Annotated in this window: 12 protein-coding genes and 1 pseudogene; 11 read left to right on the top strand and 2 right to left on the bottom strand. The window is 42.5% G+C overall.

From position 1 onward, the window contains the following. Nucleotides 1-19 precede the first annotated feature (19 nt). The 11 genes and pseudogenes from JWG44_RS20175 to JWG44_RS20225 all read left to right on the top strand — a co-directional run bounded on the left by JWG44_RS20175 (nt 20) and on the right by JWG44_RS20225 (nt 20,336). Complete coding sequence (locus tag JWG44_RS20175) at nt 20-649, top strand: J domain-containing protein (protein WP_205276852.1); 630 nt, start codon at nt 20-22, stop codon at nt 647-649. Further along, the gene (locus JWG44_RS20180; protein ID WP_205276853.1) at nt 618-1,262 is read left to right on the top strand and encodes a hypothetical protein; all 645 of its coding nucleotides are present in this window, start codon (nt 618-620) and stop codon (nt 1,260-1,262) included. Before JWG44_RS20175 ends, JWG44_RS20180 begins: the two co-directional genes overlap by 32 nt. A gap of 812 nt (nt 1,263-2,074) precedes the next feature. Next, the gene (locus tag JWG44_RS20185) at nt 2,075-3,187 is read left to right on the top strand and encodes a slipin family protein (protein ID WP_205276854.1); all 1,113 of its coding nucleotides are present in this window, start codon (nt 2,075-2,077) and stop codon (nt 3,185-3,187) included. Nucleotides 3,188-4,133: 946 nt separating this feature from the next. Further along, nucleotides 4,134-8,561 carry an LIC12048 family lipoprotein gene (locus JWG44_RS20190; RefSeq protein ID WP_232371764.1) on the top strand — a complete coding sequence of 1,476 codons (4,428 nt, stop codon included), beginning with the start codon at nt 4,134-4,136 and terminating at the stop codon, nt 8,559-8,561. Between the two features lie 156 nt (nt 8,562-8,717). Beyond that, nucleotides 8,718-16,130: a SpvB/TcaC N-terminal domain-containing protein gene (locus JWG44_RS20195; protein ID WP_232371777.1), complete on the top strand. Its 7,413-nt coding sequence runs from the start codon at nt 8,718-8,720 to the stop codon at nt 16,128-16,130. Then, nucleotides 16,130-16,387, top strand: coding sequence for a DUF7660 family protein (locus JWG44_RS20200; RefSeq protein ID WP_205276856.1), 258 nt, complete (start codon nt 16,130-16,132; stop codon nt 16,385-16,387). Before JWG44_RS20195 ends, JWG44_RS20200 begins: the two co-directional genes overlap by 1 nt. Nucleotides 16,388-16,888: 501 nt before the next feature. After that, nucleotides 16,889-17,629, top strand: a pseudogene (locus JWG44_RS20205) (RHS repeat-associated core domain-containing protein); the annotation flags it as partial. Between the two features lie 547 nt (nt 17,630-18,176). Then, on the top strand, nt 18,177-18,530 hold the full coding sequence (locus JWG44_RS20210) for a hypothetical protein (protein ID WP_205276857.1): 354 nt from the start codon (nt 18,177-18,179) through the stop codon (nt 18,528-18,530). Then, nucleotides 18,531-18,812 carry a hypothetical protein gene (locus JWG44_RS20215; RefSeq protein WP_205276858.1) on the top strand — a complete coding sequence of 94 codons (282 nt, stop codon included), beginning with the start codon at nt 18,531-18,533 and terminating at the stop codon, nt 18,810-18,812. A 239-nt stretch (nt 18,813-19,051) separates the two neighbouring features. Continuing rightward, nucleotides 19,052-20,071 carry a hypothetical protein gene (locus JWG44_RS20220; protein WP_205276859.1) on the top strand — a complete coding sequence of 340 codons (1,020 nt, stop codon included), beginning with the start codon at nt 19,052-19,054 and terminating at the stop codon, nt 20,069-20,071. Between the two features lie 61 nt (nt 20,072-20,132). After that, the gene (locus tag JWG44_RS20225; RefSeq protein WP_069608231.1) at nt 20,133-20,336 is read left to right on the top strand and encodes a 2-hydroxymuconate tautomerase family protein; all 204 of its coding nucleotides are present in this window, start codon (nt 20,133-20,135) and stop codon (nt 20,334-20,336) included. A 298-nt stretch (nt 20,337-20,634) separates the two neighbouring features. Here the strand turns inward: JWG44_RS20225 and JWG44_RS20230 are convergent, their stop codons facing one another. Then, nucleotides 20,635-21,255 (bottom strand): MORN repeat-containing protein, encoded by a 621-nt coding sequence (locus tag JWG44_RS20230; protein WP_205276860.1) that lies wholly within the window; start codon nt 21,253-21,255, stop codon nt 20,635-20,637. 471 nt (nt 21,256-21,726) lie between these two features. After that, on the bottom strand, nt 21,727-22,941 hold the full coding sequence (locus JWG44_RS20235; RefSeq protein ID WP_205276861.1) for a metallophosphoesterase: 1,215 nt from the start codon (nt 22,939-22,941) through the stop codon (nt 21,727-21,729). Between the last annotated feature and the right edge of the window lie 199 nt (nt 22,942-23,140).

Genomic DNA, 23,140 nt, shown 5'->3' on the forward strand with positions numbered 1-23,140 from the left:
CCACAAGCAAAAATCGACCATGGCTGTGAATACAAAACTCGATTACTACCAGATTTTGAATCTTTCCCGGAGTTCCGACTTGGGGAGAATCGAATCCGCATATCAGGAATTTTTGGAAAACTTGGAGACGCCGCCATGGAATCCCTCTTTGGAATTGGATCGGGAAGAAGGAACCCGAGCCTATCTCGTCCTGAGTTCGCCCAAGACAAGGGAAGAATACGATAAGACCTTGGATTATGAGTTCCTACTTTTGGACACAAACAAGGTCCCGGAAGAATTTGAGTCCTTTTATAACGTGCAAAAGCTTTCCGAAGGAGAAGAAACCAGAGAATTCTACTCTCGCTTTTTAGAATTTAAGAAAGACCTGGAAGAAACACTTCGAAACCTAAGAATCACGGTTTTATTCTTTTTGAGTGCGTTTTCTCTTCTTACGATTTTCGCGCTTTCCATGGCTCTCGCTCAGAAAAATGGTTTTCTCTCTCCCGGCGCCGAGTTGTTCTACAGAAAGTGGGGAATTCTTTGTTCCGCATTTTTTCTTTTTTCAGGATACGCGATCTTTCGAAAGATCCTGGCTCCGAAAAGAAGCGGATCCAAGAAAAATCGGGGAAACAAATCACTTGAAGACAACAGTAAAGAAAAACGATCCTAAACATCTCGCAGAAGACGAAATCTCCTACTACTATTCCCTACTCCAGGAAGAACTTACGACCTTTGACTGCGGAGAATTGTGCAAACCCGACAACGAAGGTATCCCTTTCTGTTGTATCGCAGACAACGCAGTTCCGACCTTGTATCGTTCCGAATTCTCCATGCTAAAAAAAAGAACCGATCTCTGGAAAGTTTGGAAACCGGAAACCGCCGAAGACAAGAAGATGCTCGCGGAATACGATTCTAAAGAAACGCTCTTTTGCGAATGTAAGGGAATTCAATTTTGTGAAAGGGACAATCGTTCGATCAGTTGTCGGACTTTTCCTCTCGAACCGTATTTGGATACGAGAGGAGTGATGGTCGGCCTCGTATTTATGAAAGAATTTACCGGAAAATGTCCGCTCACCTTGAGGGCAAAAGACATCCGACAAGAATTCGTGGATACTCATTTTATCTTCTGGGAAAAACTTCTCTTCCGTTTGGACAGCGAATACGAAACTTTTTGGAATTCCTCCAAATCCTATCGAAGATCCCGAGCCAAGACCGGAAATAAGTTTCCGATTTTTTTCCCGAGTCATCTCAAAGGAAAAAACTATTTGGAAGAATACGTCTGAGCCGAGGCAATACAAACGATTTAGAATTTTGTATCCATTCCTCAACTCATAATTCTTAGTTAAAAGCTAACTTTGCTTTTCTGTTTCGGGTAACGTATTCTCCGCATTGTTTCACCGATATTCGTTCAGACAAACTTTAGAAATCTGTTTTGGACTTTTAAAGGAGGAAAATAATCCCAAGGTCTTGGTCTTCCTCCTTTATTTCCGAGAAAGAAGATCGAGCAGTCTCCAAAAGTCAACGCTTCGCGAAGACTCGTTACAAAAGATATTCGGAATTGAATATGAAAAATCGTTTCCTTTTCTTCGCTTACGGAAGAATCTGCATTCGGCTCTGATTTCGATTTCTTAGGGTTTCAAAAGACCCGGCGGTTCCTCTGTGCACTGCGCGGTCGGTTTAACGTTTTTAGAATCGGAATCCGAGTCACCATCACCTGGTCGAAGGTTCGAATCCTTCCTTATTCACATGAGTAAGTAGCTCAGCTGGTTAGAGTAGGCGCCTGTCACGCGAGAAGTTGGTCTCTTCGCAAAAAGACCGAAACAAAAAAAGAATAAAAGGCGTCCGGCTTTCGGATTCGTTCGAAAGCAATCGGATGTTTGCCTTGCGGAACGATGGATACCGAATCGAGAATTCGTTTCGAACGCCTTCTCCATTTTCGAGAGAAAAGAAGGAAGTTGAATTTGATTCGATGCGACGCTTCTCAAATGGTTCCCCGCAGACATCGGATGGATTCCTTTTATTCTTTTTGCAGATGTCTAAGGTTGATTGCAAAAATCACGTTAGTCGTCATTATTTTAACTCAATCGAGGTTCGTATGAAAATAAGAAAAGATCAAAGAGGTCTTTTATTCAAAGACGGAGAATACGTAAAATATCTCCCTCCCGGAAACCACTTTACATTCTTAGGAAATTATGTAGAAATCCATCACATCCTAAATCCGTTCCGTTCCAAGTTTGATTTCGCATTCTTTCGGAACGACCCTATTCTTATGAAAGAATTGGAAGTCATCGATCTCAAGGATAACGAGATCGCATTTTATTTTGAGGAAGAAAAATTCAAATCCGTTTTACAAACCGGAACTCACGCTTTCTGGAAGGGGATCAAAGACAGATCCTTCGTAAAGATCGATTTGGATAATCCTTTTATAGAGGATAAAATCGATCGATCCATTCTGATGAAACCCGAAGTCAAAGATCTCGTCTGTTCATACGGTGTCGAATCCTTTCAGAAAGGTCTTCTGTTTATCGAAAATTCTTTTGTGAAAGTTTTGGAGCCGGGAAATTATTTTTTCTGGAAGGGAACAAAATCGATTTCAGTGGTAAAAGCGGATCTTAGACAGCTTCAAACTGAAATTACGGGACAAGAAATCATGTCGAAAGATAAGATTCCGCTTCGACTCAACTTTGTTTGTCAGTATAAGATCACCGATCCGATTCAATGCCTCGTAGAAATAAAGGATTATGAATCTCAGCTTTATATTCATCTACAATTGGTTTTGAGAGAATACGTCGGCTCATTGACGTTAGACGAAATTCTATCAAAAAAGGAAGAAATCGGTTCCTACGTAACGGAAAAGATCAAAACTTCCATGCCGTCCATGGGTTTGGAAATTCTTTTTGGCGGCGTGAAAGACGTGATTCTACCGGGCGAAATCAAGGATATTCTAAATCAGGTCTTGATCGCAGAGAAAAAGGCTCAGGCAAACGTGATCATGCGAAGAGAAGAAACCGCCTCCACAAGAAGTTTGTTAAACACTGCAAAGCTGATGGAAGAAAATGCGACCCTATACAAACTCAAAGAACTGGAATACGTGGAAAGGATCAGCGAGAAAATCAGTCAGATTACTTTGACCGGAGGAACTCAACTCATCGATCAACTCAAAGGGCTTCTCCTTCCGGGGAAAGAAAGGACGGAGAAAGAATCCTGATTAAAGCCAAACAAATCAGAGCGATTTCTGAATTATAGTTTAAAATCTTTTGCGAACTTCTGGTACGAAGCGGACTGCTCTCATTCTTTATTCTATCTATCTTTCACAAAAAAAGGGTTAAATCTGCATTCAAATCTATAGTAAAATAGAAGTTACAGCCGTTTTGGTCAGAATGAGACATAATTCAAAAAGTGCGATCGCAGATCGATCATATGCTTAGATAGAGAATTCATTTTTAAAGAATTAATTTTACGCATCAGACCTTCGGCAAAGGAATATTCAAAACTTTAAATATTCCTAATTTATTAAATTCTGAAAAATGAACAAAAATCAACGCAATCCGAACGCAAAAAACTCGCGCAATTCAAACTCCATAACATTTCAACGCTTCTCCGATTTAAAGATTCGCGCCAAACTTCAAAACTTCACGTCTTTGATTAAAATAATCCCTGAAAAAGAATTTCCTCTCTGCAATAAAATGAAATTTATAGATCTTTTATTTTTTACTAAACTAAAACTCGAATCCACATTTTTTCTACAACCTTAATCATCCATCGTCAAAATTTCGCCGCTTAAAAGTAACGCACGAATTAGAAACGATATTTATAACGATTCTAAACATCTCAACGATAAAAAACAATAACGTAAGGATTCTAAACTTGACGTAGTTCTTTTTAATCAAAGGCCATTTTAATACGACTTCGTTTAATAAAACTCAGATTATGTTAAATAAAAATTATTTTAAACATAAATTTACAGTTGGCACAACGACTCCCATTTTTTTCATAGTCAAACTGAAACTTTAATATTTAGAAAACTTTGTGTCTACTTATAGCGATTAGCAAGACGGAAGGATAAATTTGTGTGCAAAACGAATAACGTGTGCACTTTTTAAACAAAGAAAAGCTGAATTCTAAGTTAAAACACGAAGAGAGGGACGAAACTCATGTTGAAAGGTGACTCTATTTTTTTACGAATCGGACTTTATCTGATTCCATCCTTATTGATCCCGTTCTTGATTACCTGTGGCTGGTTCGGAAAAGATCGAGGCACCATGGAAAACGTGGATCTTGCTGCGGCCACTTGGTTGGTTGCGGAATCAGTGAAAACTCAAGTAAATAGCGAAGGTGTTCCTATAAGACCAGGACAACCTAATACATCTACACCGGTAACTCCGGTCAATGGTTTGTTCAATCTTCCCCCTGGAAAACCTGTTACCGCAACAGCTTTGATGGGAACAATCGACCCAACGGGAACAACCATTGTTAATGACTTTGACGGTGATGGAATTTTAAATCAAAATGAAACGCTGAGTAACGTTTGGGTTGCTGATTACCCACAAATTGAGACCGTAATTGCCCCGCCTGTTACTTTAAAAATTCAAATCCTAAAAAATTCAAGTCAACAAAGCGATGAAATCGTGAGCGAGATAAATTCCGATGACTTTGAAGCTTCAAAAAATCAAGGGTCCGAAAAAATTCACCAAGCGGAACTAAACGAAAGAACAGTTCAATTTCAAGATTCATTTAGTGTAGATAATGAATTCGGACAAAGTCGCGAAACAAGCTCTAGTTACGGAGCGGAAGGCAGCTACGGATACGGGTTAGGTCAAGTAGCTTCAATGGGCTTAAATTATAGTTCTTCAACTAAAGATAGTTGGCAGGCCAAAAACTCGGCTTCGGCTACAACGACAAAATGGGCAGATCGTCCATTCAAGAACAATCTGGATAAAGACGCGTGGAATCTCAAATCAGACTCTTCTACAAATAAGGCCCGTAAATATCGCTCTGATAAAACCCTTAAGGTAAATGAAACTTCAACCGTCGAACCGAATGCAGGAGTTGTTAGGGCAGCGCTTTATATTAAAAATCTATCAGTTAATATGCCTGTTAAAATTTCGAATATCCTTTGCTCATTGATGTTTGAAACTCCGGCGGGCGAATTGGTACCTATGTCTTCTTTTCGATTAAGAAACGATGACTTTAGCCTATTCGAAGTAGAAATATACGGTGGTACCGATTTTGGACCTTATGTTGTCGAGTTACCAAATCTAAATACGAATGAAGTGGAAAAAGCAATCGCGGCCGGTTATACTCCCAAAATTATGATCGTTGATTATGCGATGACGCATGTAGCGGACTCCAATTATAGATCCAGCCTTCTTAACTTTTCAGGAAATAATTTAAAAATTGTTGAAGAGAATGCCAAAGGTAGGACTGCGCTAGTAAAAGTCTACGGACCAGGTGTAAGACAAGCTTACAGAGTGACTGCGTTCGATACTCCGAACGTTACTGATCCTTGCACCACGACAAATACGGATATTTTTTCACCGGGGATTAGCTTGCGAAAAGCGCTTGAACGAATCTCTTGTTCGGGAAATACAATCACATTCAAAGATTACGTAATTGATATGACCGAAGCCGCACCTACTCTAGCTGAATCTAGAGTTTATCTAAAAGGAATTCAATCCTTCGGCGGTATTAATACAAGAATTCCTTGCGTAGATGAAACGAGCACAGGTAGTGATGGCATTGCAAGAACTGCGTGCGTTCAGAAACCTTACAGTCAATGGACAAATGAAGAAAAAAATACTTCTGGCGTTTGGGCAGTTTTCTCAAGGGGAAAATTTTATTCTCCAACTGAGTATTGGACCGACGCAGGTTCTGTTCGGAAATTTGATCCTTGGAGAGGAACAATAGCAGCTCCCGTAGTTAAGGGTGTAGATTCCATTATCTGGGCGGGGGATAATTATGATCTGGTCTATGTTTCCTTTAAAGATTTTCTAAAAGCAGAACAAAAATTCGGCACGAATCCGTTAGAAACAAATTATGGATATCAATTCAATACAAAATGGGACATTAAAACCTTAGGGGACCATCCGTATTACCCGGATACTAATTCCTTATTTTTAGGAGAAGTTGGCTTTGGTGAAAAAATCGAACTTAAAATCCAATTGGATAAGACTAAATTCTTAGCGCCTAATTTCGGTTCACCGACTGATATGGGAACTTACCAATATTATACGAACTTCAATTACAATTTACAGACAACTTCAGATCGTTATAATATAAACCAAGCCGCTGATTTTGAAATCAGCATGGGCTTTGGGGGAGCACGTACAGATTGGTTTCATATCATTAAAGACCTAAGCACGAGCGATCCGTATAAGCTAAAAAATTGCGGAACCACTCTCGACTTTATCAATCAGGTCTATAATCTTTGCGTTCAATTGCCTACGCTAAGCACAACCGTCGATCCAGCCATTAGTTTAGTAAAACTATATATTAGACCTTCTTTAAATACGGCTTATCGTAGAACCGTCTGGCCTCTTCATTATTCGCAAGTCCGTAAAATGAGAGGGGAAGCGGGCTTACCTATTACCGCAGGATCAACCACAATTCGTGTTACAAACTCTTATGGCCCAGCAAATGTAGGGGATCGAATCTATATACAAGGGGACACGTCTTCTTATAGAATTCTGCAAGTTCTCCCTCCGCAAACCGACGGCTCTTACGATATTCAATTAGAATCTCCTATCGCGGCGAATGCGGAGAAAACCACCCAAGTTTATATCCCGGGAACCTTAACTTCTCCGGATGTAAAACTTGTGATTGATAACGGCTTCTCTACGGATTGGAACAATTTTGTAGCCTCCGTTTTCAATTCTACAGCCTTCGATCAGGTCCAGTATCGTCCATTTTTGCAAAGCCCTTCTGTCAGTTGTTCAACGAATCCATTTCATCCGGCGTCCTGTCTCGGATTTACACCGGATATGAATGCAATTAACTGGATGGGAATCTACAACGAAGGTGTGGCGCTCTGGAACTCCTGGGCAGATGGCGGGGATTTTAAGAATTTCTTATACGGTGGACTTGTCCGTCTAACAACGACTGCGGGGAAATCATATCGTTTGGAAAGCGCGAATATGGACTTTACGGTCAGCGCGGATGTAAATGCTCCGAGCTTAGGTTATGTCAAAACCGTCAGTTACGGGGACGTGGCTCTTTCGATCTGGAGACAAGGGCAGACTCTTTTGGGTCGTTATAATTCAGTGAGCACAGGTCAAGCCATCGGAAATCCGTTTACAATCAATCCTTCATATTCAGTAACTGAGACCGGTAACTATACAATAAAACAAAAAAATGGTAAGGCAGTAATCGCATGGGCGTATTCAGAGCACTTTGCTATTTCGATTCGAGATTTGACAAATTTTTCTACGATTGTTTCCGAATCGTTAATAGGAACCCGATACCTTCCCTATCCAAAAAGTTATTTTGACGGATACATCGACATTGCAGTCGGTAATAACCGTGCTATAATAATCTGGGCAGAACTTCAAACATCAACGGCTTTGAATCCCAATTTTGTTTGTAGTATGACAGTCTGCGCCTGGGACGATATTCGAAATTATCGTGTGGATGGCAAAGTCATTCGATTGGATAACGGAGCGACAGTCGGCTCTAGTTTTAATATTGGACAACACTTAACAACCGAGACCGTCTGGGATTATCCCGCGCACCAACACGATCAGATTGCTTACTTTACTATCACACCCTCAGTAGCAGTAAACGATAATAACCAGGCTATTATCGGCTGGAAATATCAAAATCGAGCGTCTGGAGCGCACTCCGTCTGGAGCGCCGTCTATGATCTGAACAGTGCAATCGCAATCGGCTCGAATAAACAAATTCTGAACGAACCGACTCGTTCGGGTGATAGTTTAGATGTCGGAATTACAAACGGCAAAGGTATGGTCGTTTGGCGTAGAAATGACGGCGCCGTCTTCGGGAGAGGAGTTGATACTACTAATTCCAATTTAATCGGGGCAGATAACGTTGTCTTGGAGCCAAACGGAGTCGAATCTATGAGATTTTCCTACTTTGCCGACACTGGATTCCTGACCTATCGTGCGAATACAAAAGAGATACGTTTAAAGACAATTAACTTACAGACAAGTCAACTATTGTATCCCGACGCTCTCAATTTAGGAATCGCGGATGCTGACTTTAGAACACCAGGTCAAAGTATTCTTTCCGGAAATAAAATTCTTACAACTTGGGAACAAACGAATGGATCCAGAAAAACAATCTGGGGAAGAGTCAGTAACCTTAGCACTTTTACCGTGGATGGTCAAAAAGAATTCCAACTGAGCACCACGAATGAAGGCGTTCAACTTAACCCCACTTCGATTATAAATACCGGCAATAACTTAGGTCTTGTAACTTGGCTTTCTCAAGATAAAACCCAACAAAGAATCCGAGCCGCGAAGATCGACTTAGCGAACCCGGGCGCACTTCAATACGGTCTCAACAACTTCTTTGTGGCTCCTCTGATCGAAAGAGATTATACGGTTCGAGCCAAAATCAAATATTGATCGAATGTGCTAAACTCCTTCAGCCGAGGCCGCCTATCGCGATAGCCTCGGCTGAAATTAGTATATTCAATCTTTAGAATACAATAAATATCAAAACTGGATTGATTTGAGATGCACGGAAAAATCGTAATTGCGGCTTTGGCCACGGTCCTGCTTATGCCTTCCTGTAAACTGTTCGGAGGCAAAGGACATTCCAATAACTGGCTCTGGGCAATATTAGGAATTCCAAATGGAGCAGGTTTCCCGTCTTCGGGATCAGGATCAGGACCGAATTCGGCGCCCGCTCCCGAAGGAAGTGATCTTTTTTCCATCTCAACGAATTACAGCAGCGCAATCGACGATCCCGAAACAAAGGCTGATCCTCTTGCGGGGGCTGCATTTATCGCTCCACCGGAACCGAACCACTACGGCGGAATTTCTCTCTCGTATCCGATTCATACTCCTTCGGGAAGAGCCGGAGTGGAACCGAAGTTAACTCTATCTTATTCTTCCACCGGTGGGGACGGTTGGGTCGGTATGGGTTGGAATCTCGGCTTGGGATCGATCACTCGAACTCCGGAATACGGCGCCCTATATTATGACTCTCGCGATTCTTTTACTTGGAACGGAACTAGGCTTGTAAAAGTCGCCGGCGGAACCACCAATGAAAACGGAACCTATCGACCGGAAATCACCGGAGAAGACTTAGTCGTATTCCATTTAAGTAATATTGAAAGCGGCGGGGTCTGGGAAATTTTGGATTCTTCCGGTACAAAAATAATCTTCGGCGAGAACAATTCCAGCAGAATCTATAATCCTGCGATTCCGAATCAGACTTATAGCTGGTATCTTTCCAAGTCGGAAGACAGAAACGGAAACTATCTCCAAGTTGTCTATGATACATCCGAATATTATGATAAACGAAATCTCTATCTCAAAGAAATCCGTTATACGGGAAACTCGAAAAGCGGAGCTTCGGCTCGTCAATACGTGAAATTTTTCACGAAACAAAGGGATGATTTCTACGTTTCCAACGCTCCCGGGTTCTTAATGAAAATGGATAAGATTCTGGATAGAATCGAAGTGGGCTGGGACGGAGGAGGAAAACTCTGGGACTACACTCCCGTCTACGAAACTTCCTCCGATTCGGGAAGACCAAGACTCAAAACGATCCAATCGAGTCGTCATACGACTCAACCCGAATTTCAATACCAATCTTCCGGTCGTCTTCTTACCTGGCAGAATGTTGTGAACCAAGCTTCTTCCGAAATGGAAGATTCTCCCGAATCCACTCAATACTTCGAGGGAGATTTTAACGGAGACGGAATCTCCGACATGCTCTTTTTTAATCCGAAGTCAGGGAATTGGAAAGCGGCGGAAGGAAGGAAAGAAGGCGGTTATAACTTTAAGATTTATGCAAATCGTTATCAAGGTTATTACGGCGACGAAAAGATCCGATTCTTCAAAGGGAACGTTAGCGGTGATTACAATGGAGACGGGCGTTCCGATATCGCATTCTATCTTCCCGAAACGAGAGACTTTATCGTTGCGGAACACGACGGACGCGTCTTTCAATTCAAGTCCTACGGTCGTTTGATGGCCGGCGTTCCGGACATCTTTCGTATGGAATGGTTTCCCGGCGACTACGACGGCAACGGACTTTCCGATTCCGTATTCTTTGACGAACCCACCGGTCAATGGACCTTGATGCTCAACAAAGGCGGACGTTTTGAATTTCTTCGTTTTGCTAAAAAATTCCAGAACGTCTTTCGAAGTGATTATTCTCCAGATGGAAACTTAGACAGCTCTTCCACCAACGATTCTTCTAAGCCCGGAAAGGACCGAGACAAGGTAAACTTTCTTGTGGGCGATTACAACGGAGACGGAAGAACCGATATCTCTCTTTACGATTCAAGATCGGGGAAATGGCTCGTCGGCGAGAATCACCGTAACGATAACAAAAACGATCCCATCTATTTTAAAATGCAATGGAAGTTGTATAAGGTATTTACAACTCCGGAACAAGCGATCTTTACTCACGATCGATTCTCAGGAGATTTTAACGGAGACGGTTTTTCGGATTTTTTACTCTTTGATCGCAACTCCGGACAATGGACATTAGGCGAAACTGGAAATGGAACCATTAATTTTAGAATCTGGTCTTCGACTCCTCAGTTTAAACCGATCACCCGTTGGCTTCAAGGGGATTTTAACGGAGACGGTAGAACCGATATCGGCTTTTTCTCGGCAAACGACGGTAAGTTTTGGATCGGAGAATCCACGTTAAACGGTTTTCGTTATAAGATCTACAGCGATATGAGCTACGGTCCGGATCAGGATCGTATTATGAAAACTCCCCTTCCTAAGGACGAAGTTAAACTGGAACAGACTACCGCAAATTTTACGGCCGCTTCCGGTTCGAAAACAATTTTACTCAAATATAAGTATGACGGAAATCTAAACTCTTCCAGAGGAGAACTCGTTTTCGCAGGCTGTTTCACTGTTGACGATTGTTCCTCTTCTCCCGAACTTTTGATCTTTGATCGCAAAGCGAACGTCTTCGATCTCAAACAAGGGAATTCGTTCACGGAACGAGTGAATACTTCCCTCAATCCGGAGAACTCCGGAGTTACGATTCTTTTCGGCGGGAAGCCGGATCGTTATACCAATACCTCTAAGGACGAAGTTCTATTTCACAAAAAACAGGGAAACACGAATCAGCTTTTTGTTTTAAAGAATTCGAGTGGAACCGCATTCGATGTCTCTAATTTAGCTTCCTTCTCCGATACGGACGTCGCAAAATTCGATCCATTAAACAGCGGTTATGTGATCGATCACTTCGAGACGAATTCTTCTCAATCTGCTCTGATCTTGGACGATCAGACGTCTTCCGGAAGTGCGAGGTTTGTTCTTACCGGTCTCGGTGGAACTAGAATTCTTACTCCGAGTGGGGATCTTTCCTCGAGCGATCTTAACGATCTTTTCCAAGCAGGGACGAGCGAAAACCGCCAACGTAGAAAAGAATTCAGTTTATTTTCGGGCAAGTTCACTACTACGCAAGCACAGCTCGCTCTTGTGGATCGAAGAACAACGATCCACAAATGGTATTTAGGAACGATCAGCGGAACTCAGATTCAGTTCAAACGTTTGACCGGAGATATCCCTCTTCCCATCACAACTTCCGATTACAATTCCGCGAGCACGGCGGGAATTCCATACGCGTTTACTTCGGACGCGTCCATCGTTTTCGGTAAGACGCTCGATAACGGGACTTCCTTTTACAAAATTAAAATTAATGCGACTTCCGTTTCCCGTTTTCTTTACAACGCGGGTACGATCGGATTTAGCGATCGGTTCGATAACAATGGGAATCCGCTTCTAATATCAAGCGGTGAAGATAGAATCTACGATCTCGCGCAGAGCAAAATTTCCTCTCTTCCGTCTAACGTGTTTGTCAAAACTTTGGAAAGACCGGACCTCATCGCTCAAGTTTATGTCTTTCAATGGATCCAAGGAGATTACAACGGAGACGGGTTGACCGATATCGGAATCTTTCATCTCAAAGAGCCCACTTGGTATTTCGCGCTCTCCACGGGCTCGGCTCCCGACGTGATTGAAAGAGTGAAGAACGGAATCGGAGGATTTTATGAATTCATATACGAAAATTCCACCAAGTTTGATAACACCGGTGAAGACGATATTCCGGATCTTCCCACGAGTTATCGGGTCTGCACTTCGATTACGTTAGACGACGGATTCTCCAATCGTGTGACCAAAGACTATGAATACAAAAACGGTTTTGCCTTCTCTTCGTTTATCAACGGGAAAAAAGAAACCGATTTCTTCGGTTTTTCCGAATTTACCGTAAAAGAAGCTTACGGGGCAAGAACCATTCATACGTATTATACGAACTCCTACTCCGATTTTATGCAAAATCGTGCGTTAGGCGGCGCCGAAAAAGAAACAAAAATCATTGGGAACGACAATAGAGAATACGGTAACATTCTCAACACATACGAGATCAAGCAGATCAGCACGACGCCGGGCGCGATCAGCTACATGGCCCAGACGACAAAGATCGAAAAGTTTATGAATGGCTCGCGGACGAGCACGCAGAGTTTCGATACGATTTTAGACGGTTATAAGATCGGCAGAAAGACGGACAGCACGACCGATCATTTCAGCGACGGAGCCCATTCTTCCGTTACAATTTCGAATATTACGGATTTTGAAACCGATGACACGAGCAATCAGAGAAGAGCGACCCGGCAAGTTTCTTTCTCGGGAAGCGTTCACGAAACGATTTCCATTCTTTCCTACGATATCCGAGGGAATCTAAACAAAAACGTCTCCACTTATACCGGAGGCGGCCTTCCGACTGTCAGCGCTAAAACATTAGAATATGATTATGATATGTACGGGAATCCGACTCTTGAAAAAGATTCGAGCGGAAGTCCGAACAGAGGAACTTCCTATTCTTATGACAACGAACTCAATCAGTTCGTGACTCAGAAAGTTTCCTTCGGAGGCTCCCTTCAATTCGCTACACAACACAAGATCGACTACGGTTCTGCGTTCGGTTCCGACTCGGAAGAGACCGATGCGAACGGAAATAAAAGTTATTTTGAATATGATTCTTATGGAAGATTGGTTCGTTTAAGCGCGGATACGGACGACGGAACAAGAACGATCACAAACCATTCTTACGATGTTTCCTTTCCTCTGAGCGCAAAGACGGTTCTTCCTTCCGGAACGAGCGATCCGGACTTCGCTTCCCGCACGTATGCGGACGGAATGGGAAGGGCGATCTACTCGGTCAAGACGGCGTCTAACGGAAATTATACGATCACGGGAAGACTTGTCTACGATGGAAACGGAAAGATCATCCGAAAAGGTCAGTCCAACTGGGCGTCTTCCGGTGAGATCGATAAGTTTGTCCTTCATCTCGAAGAACGCAATCCAACGAGTTTTGAATACGATCCGATCGGAAGAATCAAAAAGACGACGATGCCGACTGCGGAAGGCGAAACCTCTCCGACCACGATCGTCACCAACTACAACGATCCGTTTGAGATCACTGAAAATCACAGCAGCGGTCAGAGCAAAAGAATCGCGAAAGACGGAAGAGGACAGATTCTGTATGTCGAAGACTTTGCTTCCGATGGAACTCAGGCCAAGATCGGTTTCTGTTATGATCTCGCGGGTAATAGAACGAAGAAGTCCGATTTAAACGACGGTTCTCCTCTTTCTTGTTCGAATATCGCGAGCGGTGTTTCCGTTAAAGACATTTCGGGTAAGAATCAGGCCTTCTGGTTGTATGACGCTTTTGGAAGACTTCGTCAAAACAGCGATCCGGATCTAGGAGTAGGAAACTTTTCGTATAACAATTTCGGAGATCTTACTTCCAGCACGAACGCAAGAGGAATCACGACGACTCTTCAATACGATGCAATCGGTAGAATCAATATTAAACAGATTCCGGAAGGAGACATTCATTATACATACGATTCTTATGCGGGAAGTGAAAACGCACTGGGTAAGATCGTTCGGATCGAGGACGGGGTTCAGAACAAAACCTTTAGTTATGACAAGTTAGGAAGGGTCAAAAAGGAAACTCGGATGATCCTGAATTCTCCGCTTCCCGAAACTCTGGGTCCGTATATTACGGAAACAAAATATGATCTTTTGGGTCGTGTCTCCAAGATCGATTATCCGGAACATCCGATCTCTCACGGAAGGATGCGCGCCTGTTACGAATACGGAAGCGCCGGTTATATCGTCGGGATTTCCATCCAGGTCAACACGAACGGTATTCTTCCCGGATTTTGCGACAAGGATATAGTAGAAAACATAACCTACAACGAGTTTGGTCAGACAGCGGGTTTTACTCTTGGGAACGGCATTGAAACCAGTTACGGTTACGATATCAAAGGAAGAATGGTGCGTCTTCATTCCTCCGGAGACGTGGACGGAAGCACTAAAGTTTTGCAGGACGCGGTCTATGCGTTCAACAGCAAAAACAATATTACGAATATCACAAATACTTCCTCCGAATCCAACGCTCAGTACAATTACGACTACGACGGGCTTGGTCGTTTAACAAATGCGATCGGAAGTTACGTCGAAACCTCGGACAATCTCACCAAACAATTCAGACAGAGCTATTCTTACGCGAAGAATGGAAACCTGACCGCAAAACGCATTCATGACCCGAGCAACGGAAACATCACGGACGAGTGGAGTTATCAATACGAGAATCACCAGGCTCTCAAGATCGATTCGAGCAAAACCGGAAACGATACTCTCACGATGCAATACGACGCGAGTGGAAACCTCACTCGTCAGAGAAACAACGCAAAAGACCTTACCAAAAAAATCCATATCGATTCCCAGGACAGAATCACACAGATCCTGGACGAAAATGACGCGGTCCAAGGAAAATACTGGTATGACGAGGGAGGATTTCGAGTCCGCAAAAGTTCTCTCCAACAAAAGAACAACCAGTTTACAAACGTAGAAATTCTTTATACGAGCAAGTTCTACGGACTCGAATACATCGAGAGCGAGAACATCGTAACGTCGGTTAACAACGTATATCTCAACGGAGTGCGAATCGCCGCCGTCGCTGAAAACGGAGCCCTCGCCTACTACTTAACAGACCAAGTCGATTCCGTCTCACACGTATTAGACGACGACGCAAACACTCTCTCTAAGATGCAGTATTTGCCGTACGGTGAGACCTTTGTCCACAGGGGTGATACCGACTTTGCTCCCAAATACAATTCGCAGGAGTTAGACAGAGAATCCGGTTTTTACTTTTACAACGCGAGATACTACGATCCGGGGATCGCGAGATTTACCAGTGCGGACACGGTCATCGATGGAGAGTGGGACACACAAGGCTGGAATCGAATCTCGTATGTGAAGGGCAATCCGATTGGGGCGAAGGATCCGACGGGGCATGATGCTGTCATCGATACATTAGCAGGCGTAAACTATGTTTTGGACAAAATGGGAGATGCCTCATATAGGGCAGGAGCGGCTTCAAAAGATGGAACATTTGTTGGTAACTCCGTTGGTTTGCTTCATGATTCTGCAGGATTAACCTATAAAGTTGCTGCCGCATTAGTTCCTAAGAATCGTAAGGAACTTGAAGAAGCCGCTATTACTGGATATGGATCGCAACTTGAAAAAGCGGCACTAAAAAGTGGCTTGCAGTATGTTGGCGGAAAGATAAAGAATTTAACTGGACTAACGACGGCAAAGTCGTATCCAACAATAGATCCAAGTAAAGTTAATTTTAGCCAAAGTAGTATAAAAAACACTTTCACTGACAAAATGCATCCTAATATTAATGAATTAGCAAAAGGTTTGAAAGACGGTACAATAAAAGCTAAAAATATACCGCCAATTCGTTTAGTTAATAAAGAGGGACAGTTATATTCCCTTGATAACAGACGGTTAGCGGCTTTCAAAATTGCTAAAAAGGATATCCCTTATAGAATGGCGACAAAACAAGAAATAGCTAAAGAATCTTATAAATTCTCAAGTAAAAATAATGGCGCAAGTATTCGCATAAAAGGTGAATAATGGATTTTTCACGAGAAGAAATAAATTCTATAAAAGGAAAAGATGATTTTATAGAATTTATCTTTAAATTAAGTAATGATTTTAGAGATAATACTTCAGAATGGATTAATCAAGATATCGAATCTTTTTTAGAAGCATTGGCGCGATGGGTTGAAGATTCCGATGGTTACTATCAAAATATTGGAATTATCCAACCTAAAGCTCCCGACTGGAAAAGCATAGCGGAAATGTTTATCGCAGCAAAATATTATGAATGAGCGTGAGGCTCTCTAAAATTACTCTTGAGCTCCGCAAAGACTAAATTAACAGCGGGCGAATAAAGAAAACGAAATACCATTCGCATACGAGAATATACTTATTTTTAGAAGAATATTTGGGAACAAAATAATTACAAGTGCTTGAAAAGCACTCTAAATTGATTCTATTTTCTTTACGATCCTTATCAGTAAGAGATTACATATGATCTAAAGAAATACTTTATCTTTTTTTACAAAACTAACTTCGACTGCACAGGCTGTGCGAAGCGTTCTTTGAAAACAATTTTCTTTTACTAAGAGAGATCTGAAAGAAGAAAAGAAATACATTCCTTTCACTCTGCGGGGTAACTCAGCACCGCGGCTAACAATAAATCACTGCGGTAGGGATCGATGCGGGGTTAAGAAATTGCTGATCCAATAAAGCGTCTTTCTTCAAGAAAATTCTCAATTTCTTAACTGAAGCGGAGAGCCCGGTCCGAGCGCGAGCGAGGAACCGCCCGAAACATCACGGACGAGTGGAGTTATCAATACGAGAATCACCAGGCTCTTAAGATCGATTCGAGCAAAACCGGAAACGATACTCTCACGATACAATACGATGCGAGTGGAAACCTCACTCGTCAGAGAGACAACGCAAAGGACTTAACCAAAAAGATCCATATCGATTCGCAAGACAGAATCACACAGATCCAAGACGAAAACGACGCAATCCAAGGAAAATACTGGTATGACGAAGGCGGATTTCGAGTCCGCAAAAGTTCCCTCCAACAAAAGAACAACCAGTTTACAAACGTAGAAATTCTTTATCCGAGCAAGTTCTACGGACTCGAATACATCGAGAGCGAGAACATCGTCACGTCGGTTAACAACGTATATCTCAACGGAGTTCGAATCGCCGCCGTCGCAGAAAACGGAGCCCTCGCCTATTACTTAACAGACCAAGTCGACTCCGTCTCACACGTATTAGACGACGACGCAAACACTCTCTCTAAGATGCAATATTTGCCCTACGGTGAAACCTTTGTCCACAGGGGTGATACGGACTTTGCACCCAAATACAATTCGCAGGAGTTAGATCGGGAGTCTGGGTTTTACTTTTACAACGCGAGATACTATGATCCGGGCATCGCGAGATTTACCAGTGCGGACACGGTCATCGATGGAGAGTGGGACACACAAGGCTGGAACCGATTCTCGTATGTGAAGGGCAATCCGATTGGGGCCAAGGATCCGACAGGGCACTGGCAATGGTTGGTACAAAGAGTAGTACCTCTAATTAATAGAACAGCGAATTCTCCGATGGGTATTGCTGTTCGCGATAGAGTCAGTCCCTATGCCCAGCGTCTCGCGCAAAATTGTCAAACCTCTTGTCAAAAAATAGGACAAAACGCCGGAAATCTTTGGAACAAGGGATATAGACTACTTGAAGCAGGAAGCGATAAACTTAATAAGGTTGTCGTTGGGGCAACAACAAAGATTGATAAATTTGTTCAATCATTTCAAAAGGAGAAAGTTTATCGTGTTTACGGTGACGGAGCAAAAGCAGCTGGTAAATCTTGGACCCCTGTCGATCCAAATACAGTTACAAATTTTCGAGATCTTTCTGGTCTACCAAATTCAAATAGCGGAAGATTTGTTATTGAAGGGACAGTAAGGAGATTTAATATTATCAAGGAGCGAGCTGCTCTTGCCTTAGATGGAAACCAAGGCGGCATTAAAGAATATATCATTGAGCCTGCAAAAGTAGTAATTAAGAAAGTATCTGGCGTCAACCCTGAATTCTAAACCGATGCTTAATCTATACTTATCTTCATACGATTATGATGAATTCGCGAAACCAAGAAAAATACTGCAATACCAAAAGGAAAAATTTAGTGGCAGGAATATCCTCATTGTAGATGTGGATACTCCAGTAATTGGCCAGACCTATGGATTTGGAGGAAATGAAATCAGCAGGCTTTATTTAATAAATAGAGTAAATGAAAATGCATTTGATCAGCTAAATCAGTTTCCAATTGATGTACATATTCTAATAGTAAAGAAATTAGCAGTCTTGCCTCCATCTTCTATATCGGAATTACAAAGCATAGCATGGGGATGTTTATATGATAATGAGAGAGAAGCGCATTCATTCAAACCCTAAATGAACGACAAACGGTTTCCCAGGGGAAAGTATCTGATTGGCGTCTGGATTCAAGATAATTCTGGAATCCATAACGATATTAATGCGGAACGAGTATTGCTCCTTACCGAAAAATACCTTGTAAAAATTAAAACTGGTAAATCAGGTGGGACACACTTTATCAAGATCCCATCGACAAAAGATATGGGAAAAATATATCTTCAAAGCAAACTTCATGGCGGTGGACCAACTAGTTTAAAGTTTCTAACGGATGGCCAAGCAAAGAAAAAATACAAATCATAGTGCATAGATATTTTAGACTTGAATCGGAGAAATTCACCTTTTTGCGAAGTTTGAGGAATATAGAATATAAAAACTAGGCAAAATTTGGACTACTAAATCGCATGCGTCCCTTCGCGCTTTCAGAAAGGAAAAAACAATTCAATCCGCCCTACCCTTCTCACCCTCCCCTCCCCCAATTCCTTGACACAACGACCAATCTCCTCTACACATTCCCTATCGTGAAAAGAATCTTCCCGTGTTTGCTCCTTGTTTTCGTCTTCTACTTTGTCTTAAAAGAAGGGGCGTCTTATTTGTATCAGTCCAAAGAGGAAGCGAGGGTTTACAACACGGGGTTTTACTGGCTTTCGAAATCCGATCTTTCGTCGAAGTATCAGTCCGATTCGTTTTTGTTTCCGTATCTGTTATTTAAGCTGAATGCCGATTTGACCCCGGCGCAATTTTCCAGGCTTTGCAACGATATACAAATCGCGGCGACACTTCTGTTGGTTTTTTATTTTGCTTTTGAGTTCGGTTGGCTCACGGGGGCTTTTATCGGGCTTTTTGTTTTGCTTTCGCCGCTGATCTTGATTCAAAAAGTTTGGATCGGTTTTTCGGATCATCTTACGTTTTTCTTTTCGGCGGCGACTTTGATTCTATTGGATCGAGTTTTGAAGAATCGACTTTGGTTCGGAGCGCTCTTCGTCGTTCTTTTGTTAGGCGTTTGGAATCATTTCTATCAGTTTAGTATTATTGTTTGTTTGCTACTCTTGATCCGGGGGATTATCGAAAAAAAAATCGAGGTTCGGACGATCTCATTTGTCCTCGGGACATTGATCATCGCACGTCTTCTCTCCCTTCTTTTCTTTTCCTGGAAAGGAATTCCATTTGAAGATTCCCGTTTTTCTACGATCCGGAACGAGTCCTTTTCCAAATGGATCGAGATCAACACAAAGGTTCCGCACCTGGCTCTTTTCTCTTTTTTCTTCGGGAACCTTGTCTTTTTCTTCGAAAGATTGTATCGAAAGAAGTTTTTGATTTTGATTCCTTTTGGAATCTCTTTAATCGTTACTTTTTTTACATACGATACTACGAGGGTCTTCGTTCACCTCTTCTATCCTTCCTGGTTTTTTCTCTGGCTCTTTGTCTTTCGTTCGGAAGAAGAATTTCTTAAGAAGAATCTAAAGTATTCCTTTGTTCTGATCTTGATTTCGCTTATCATTTTGATTCTTGTTCCCCGTTTTTTTATCGAGGCAGGGGGCGTGAATTATCTTCTTCCTTGATGATTCTCCTGTCTAACATTTGATTTTTCTTTTCCCAAAATCAATCTTCGGAGAACGATTTATGCCTTATGTCAACATTCGAATCACAAAAGAAGGCGCGACCAAGGAACAAAAAGCGCAGTTGATCGCCGGAACCACACAACTCCTCAAAGACGTTCTCGGTAAAAATCCTCAGACAACTTTCGTCATCATCGACGAGGTCGATACTGACAACTGGGGGATCGGTTTTGATCAGGTAACGGAACTAAGAAAAAAAGGGAATTGATTTCTCTTTTTGAATTCAAATCCGCTTTCGCATTTCGGAATAATTTTTCAAAACGCAAGAACCTTTCATTGCATACAAAAATCGCGTTAGACGACACAGAATAAGATTCTTCGGTTATCTAGGGTAAAACAAAAAGAGTTCGTTTTGTCTTGCGTTATGGGATCGACACGGAGTCAAAAAATTGAGTTTTTGTGTTTTACTTTTCTCTTTGGGTTCTGCCTTTCAATTTTTTGACTGGAGTGGAGAGCCCGGTCCGAGCGCGTTTTTGAAAGTGATGTTTCGCGAGGAAACGCCCAAATTACTTTCTGCAGTTCATCTGATTTCGAATGATCGAACATTCCTTTTTCTTTTTTCCTACGGTTAGAAATCCTTCAGCGCTTTCTCCGTCCTCGTAAAATCTTCCGCTAAAAACCGCGCCGCTTGCGAATCGATAGGTTCCGATTCCGGCTTTTTTGTCGTTTTGAAAATTTCCCGCGAATCGATCCCCGTCTTTATAGAGGATATTTCCGCTTCCATGTCGCTTATCATTTTTGAAAGTTCCGGAATATACTTCTCCGGATGCGTAGACGTAAATTCCGTTTCCGTTTTTGCAATCCCCGCTTTTGCATCCCTGAGTTGATCCGAGATAGGTCGAGGGCGATTTGGTCTCTTTCTTTTTGGCCTCGTCTCTTTCGGTTTTTTCTCCGTCTTCTTCCGGCTCCGAATATTTCTTCGGCTGTCCGAGTGCGTCTTCCTGAAAGAATTTTCTTTCCTTCAGTTCCGGTTCCAACTCGAGATCGTTTTTTTTGGCGGCGTTCACCTTTGGATTTTCTTTTTTGGGTGCGCTTTTGTTTTTCTTCCCACAGCTCAAAGCAGAGAAAGAAATCAGGAGAATCATTCCTATTGTGATCGTGTTTCCTTTGGTTCCGAAAAGGACCATCGTTCGCCCTCCGTTCTAAGTCCTTTCTTAGTTTATCGGATTTGAAGACGCCCCGGAAAAGGTTCCTCCGGGAGAATCCACCTGGGTGTTTTCTTTTTTTTGAGGGAGTTCCTACTTTTTTGAGTCTTAGAGAAGTTCCGTCATTTTGCGGGAACTCCCCGCTTTTTCACGGAGAATCAATTCTTCCTTCAAACCGTCTCATTGAAAAACTTCTAAAAAACGGACTTCAAGTCGTAACTCCGGTGGATCGAAGGAGATCCTACTTTTCGAGTTTCTATTTCGAAGGAGATCCTACTTTTCGAGTTTCTATTTCGAAGGAGATCCTACTTTCCGGGTTTCTATTTCGAGGGAATCCTACTTTTCGAGTTTCTATTTCGAAGGAGTTCCTACTTTTCGAGTTTTCCTTTCGAGGGAGATCCTACTTTTCGAACTCTCTTGGAATCTGCGGAGCCTCGAACCGCCAAAAAACTCCTAGGATTCTTTTTTCTTCAGATGAATGACACTGATCTCCGAAGGAGCCCCCAAACGCAAAGGTGGTCCCCAATATCCGGTCCCCCGACTTACGTAGATCCAAGTGGATTCGTGTCTATGAAGACCCGCGACAAACTTCTGCGCGAGATAGATCAAAAGATTTCCCGGAAAATACTGACCTCCGTGAGTATGACCGGAAAGCTGAAGATCAAAACCGGCCTTCGTACTTTCAAAAACGCTGTTGGGTTGGTGCGCGAGAAGAATTTTGTAATCTCCATTCTCTCCTCCTCTCATCGCCTTATGAGGATCGGTCGTATGTTCTTCAATGATCGTTCCCGCTTTGAGATCGGTAACACCCGCGAGAGTAAGATGGGCGCCTCCGTGTTTTAAGATTTTGTTTTCGTTTAACAAAACTTGAATCCCGTGACCTCTCAATTCTCGAATCCAAGAAATCGCACCGGAATAATATTCGTGATTCCCCGTCACAAAAAAAGTCCCGTGTTTGGATTTGAGATCCGCAAGAGGAGTGATATGATGTCCTAGTTTACTCACCGGTCCGTCGACGAGATCTCCCGTGATCGCTATCAAATCCGGTTCGAGTTCGTTTACGGCTCTCACCACGGATTCTAAGAATTCCTTTTTGATCGTGGGTCCGATGTGAATGTCGGAAATCTGAACGATCCGAAAACCTTCGAGGGAAGAATGTAGATTCTTCTCTAGAACATCTACGGAAATCACTTTCAACTTTTTATGAGCCTGATAAAACCCGATCCCCGTCAACCCGCCCGCAAGTCCTAAGACCGAAAAACTAAGAACCTGATTTAGAAAATCCCTTCTCATCATCGGTTCCGAAACGTCTTCTCCTTCAACGCCACCGGAGACGTTTGGAAAAACGCTCGTAAATCCGTGAAAGGACGCCGTGGTGAGGTCTTTCAAAACCACAAGACTAAAAAGGATCGTAAAAAAACCGAGCCCGGTAAAGGCGAGATAAGAAAAAGCGGTCTGAATTCCTTCCTCATTCGATGTAAGACTGATATAATAACTTACGGGAATGCTCAGAGTGAAGAGGAAAATCAACCCCCAAGCAAACCAAGAAACCCAACCCTGAGCTCCAAGCCCCGGAATCAAACGAAAACCCGTATATGTATAACCCAATGCGATGATCAGGGTAAAGACGGAAAGAAAAACGAGGAAACGAGAAATCTGATTTTCCATTACCTTAATAAGACCGATCCCAATCTCCGAAGTTTCTCCCTTTCCAAAAAATACGTTTCTCCGGATCGACGGGTTTCGAAGTTTCTAAAACGAAATCCCTTTTTTAAACCGAAATCGGATCTCAACCTCGGAGTCGTTTATCAATCGGCGAATTATAGTTTTTCAGTCTTTCGGAGATTTCCAAACCCTTGACGAACCT

Source organism: Leptospira ainazelensis, assembly GCF_016918785.1.
Lineage (GTDB): Bacteria > Spirochaetota > Leptospiria > Leptospirales > Leptospiraceae > Leptospira > Leptospira ainazelensis.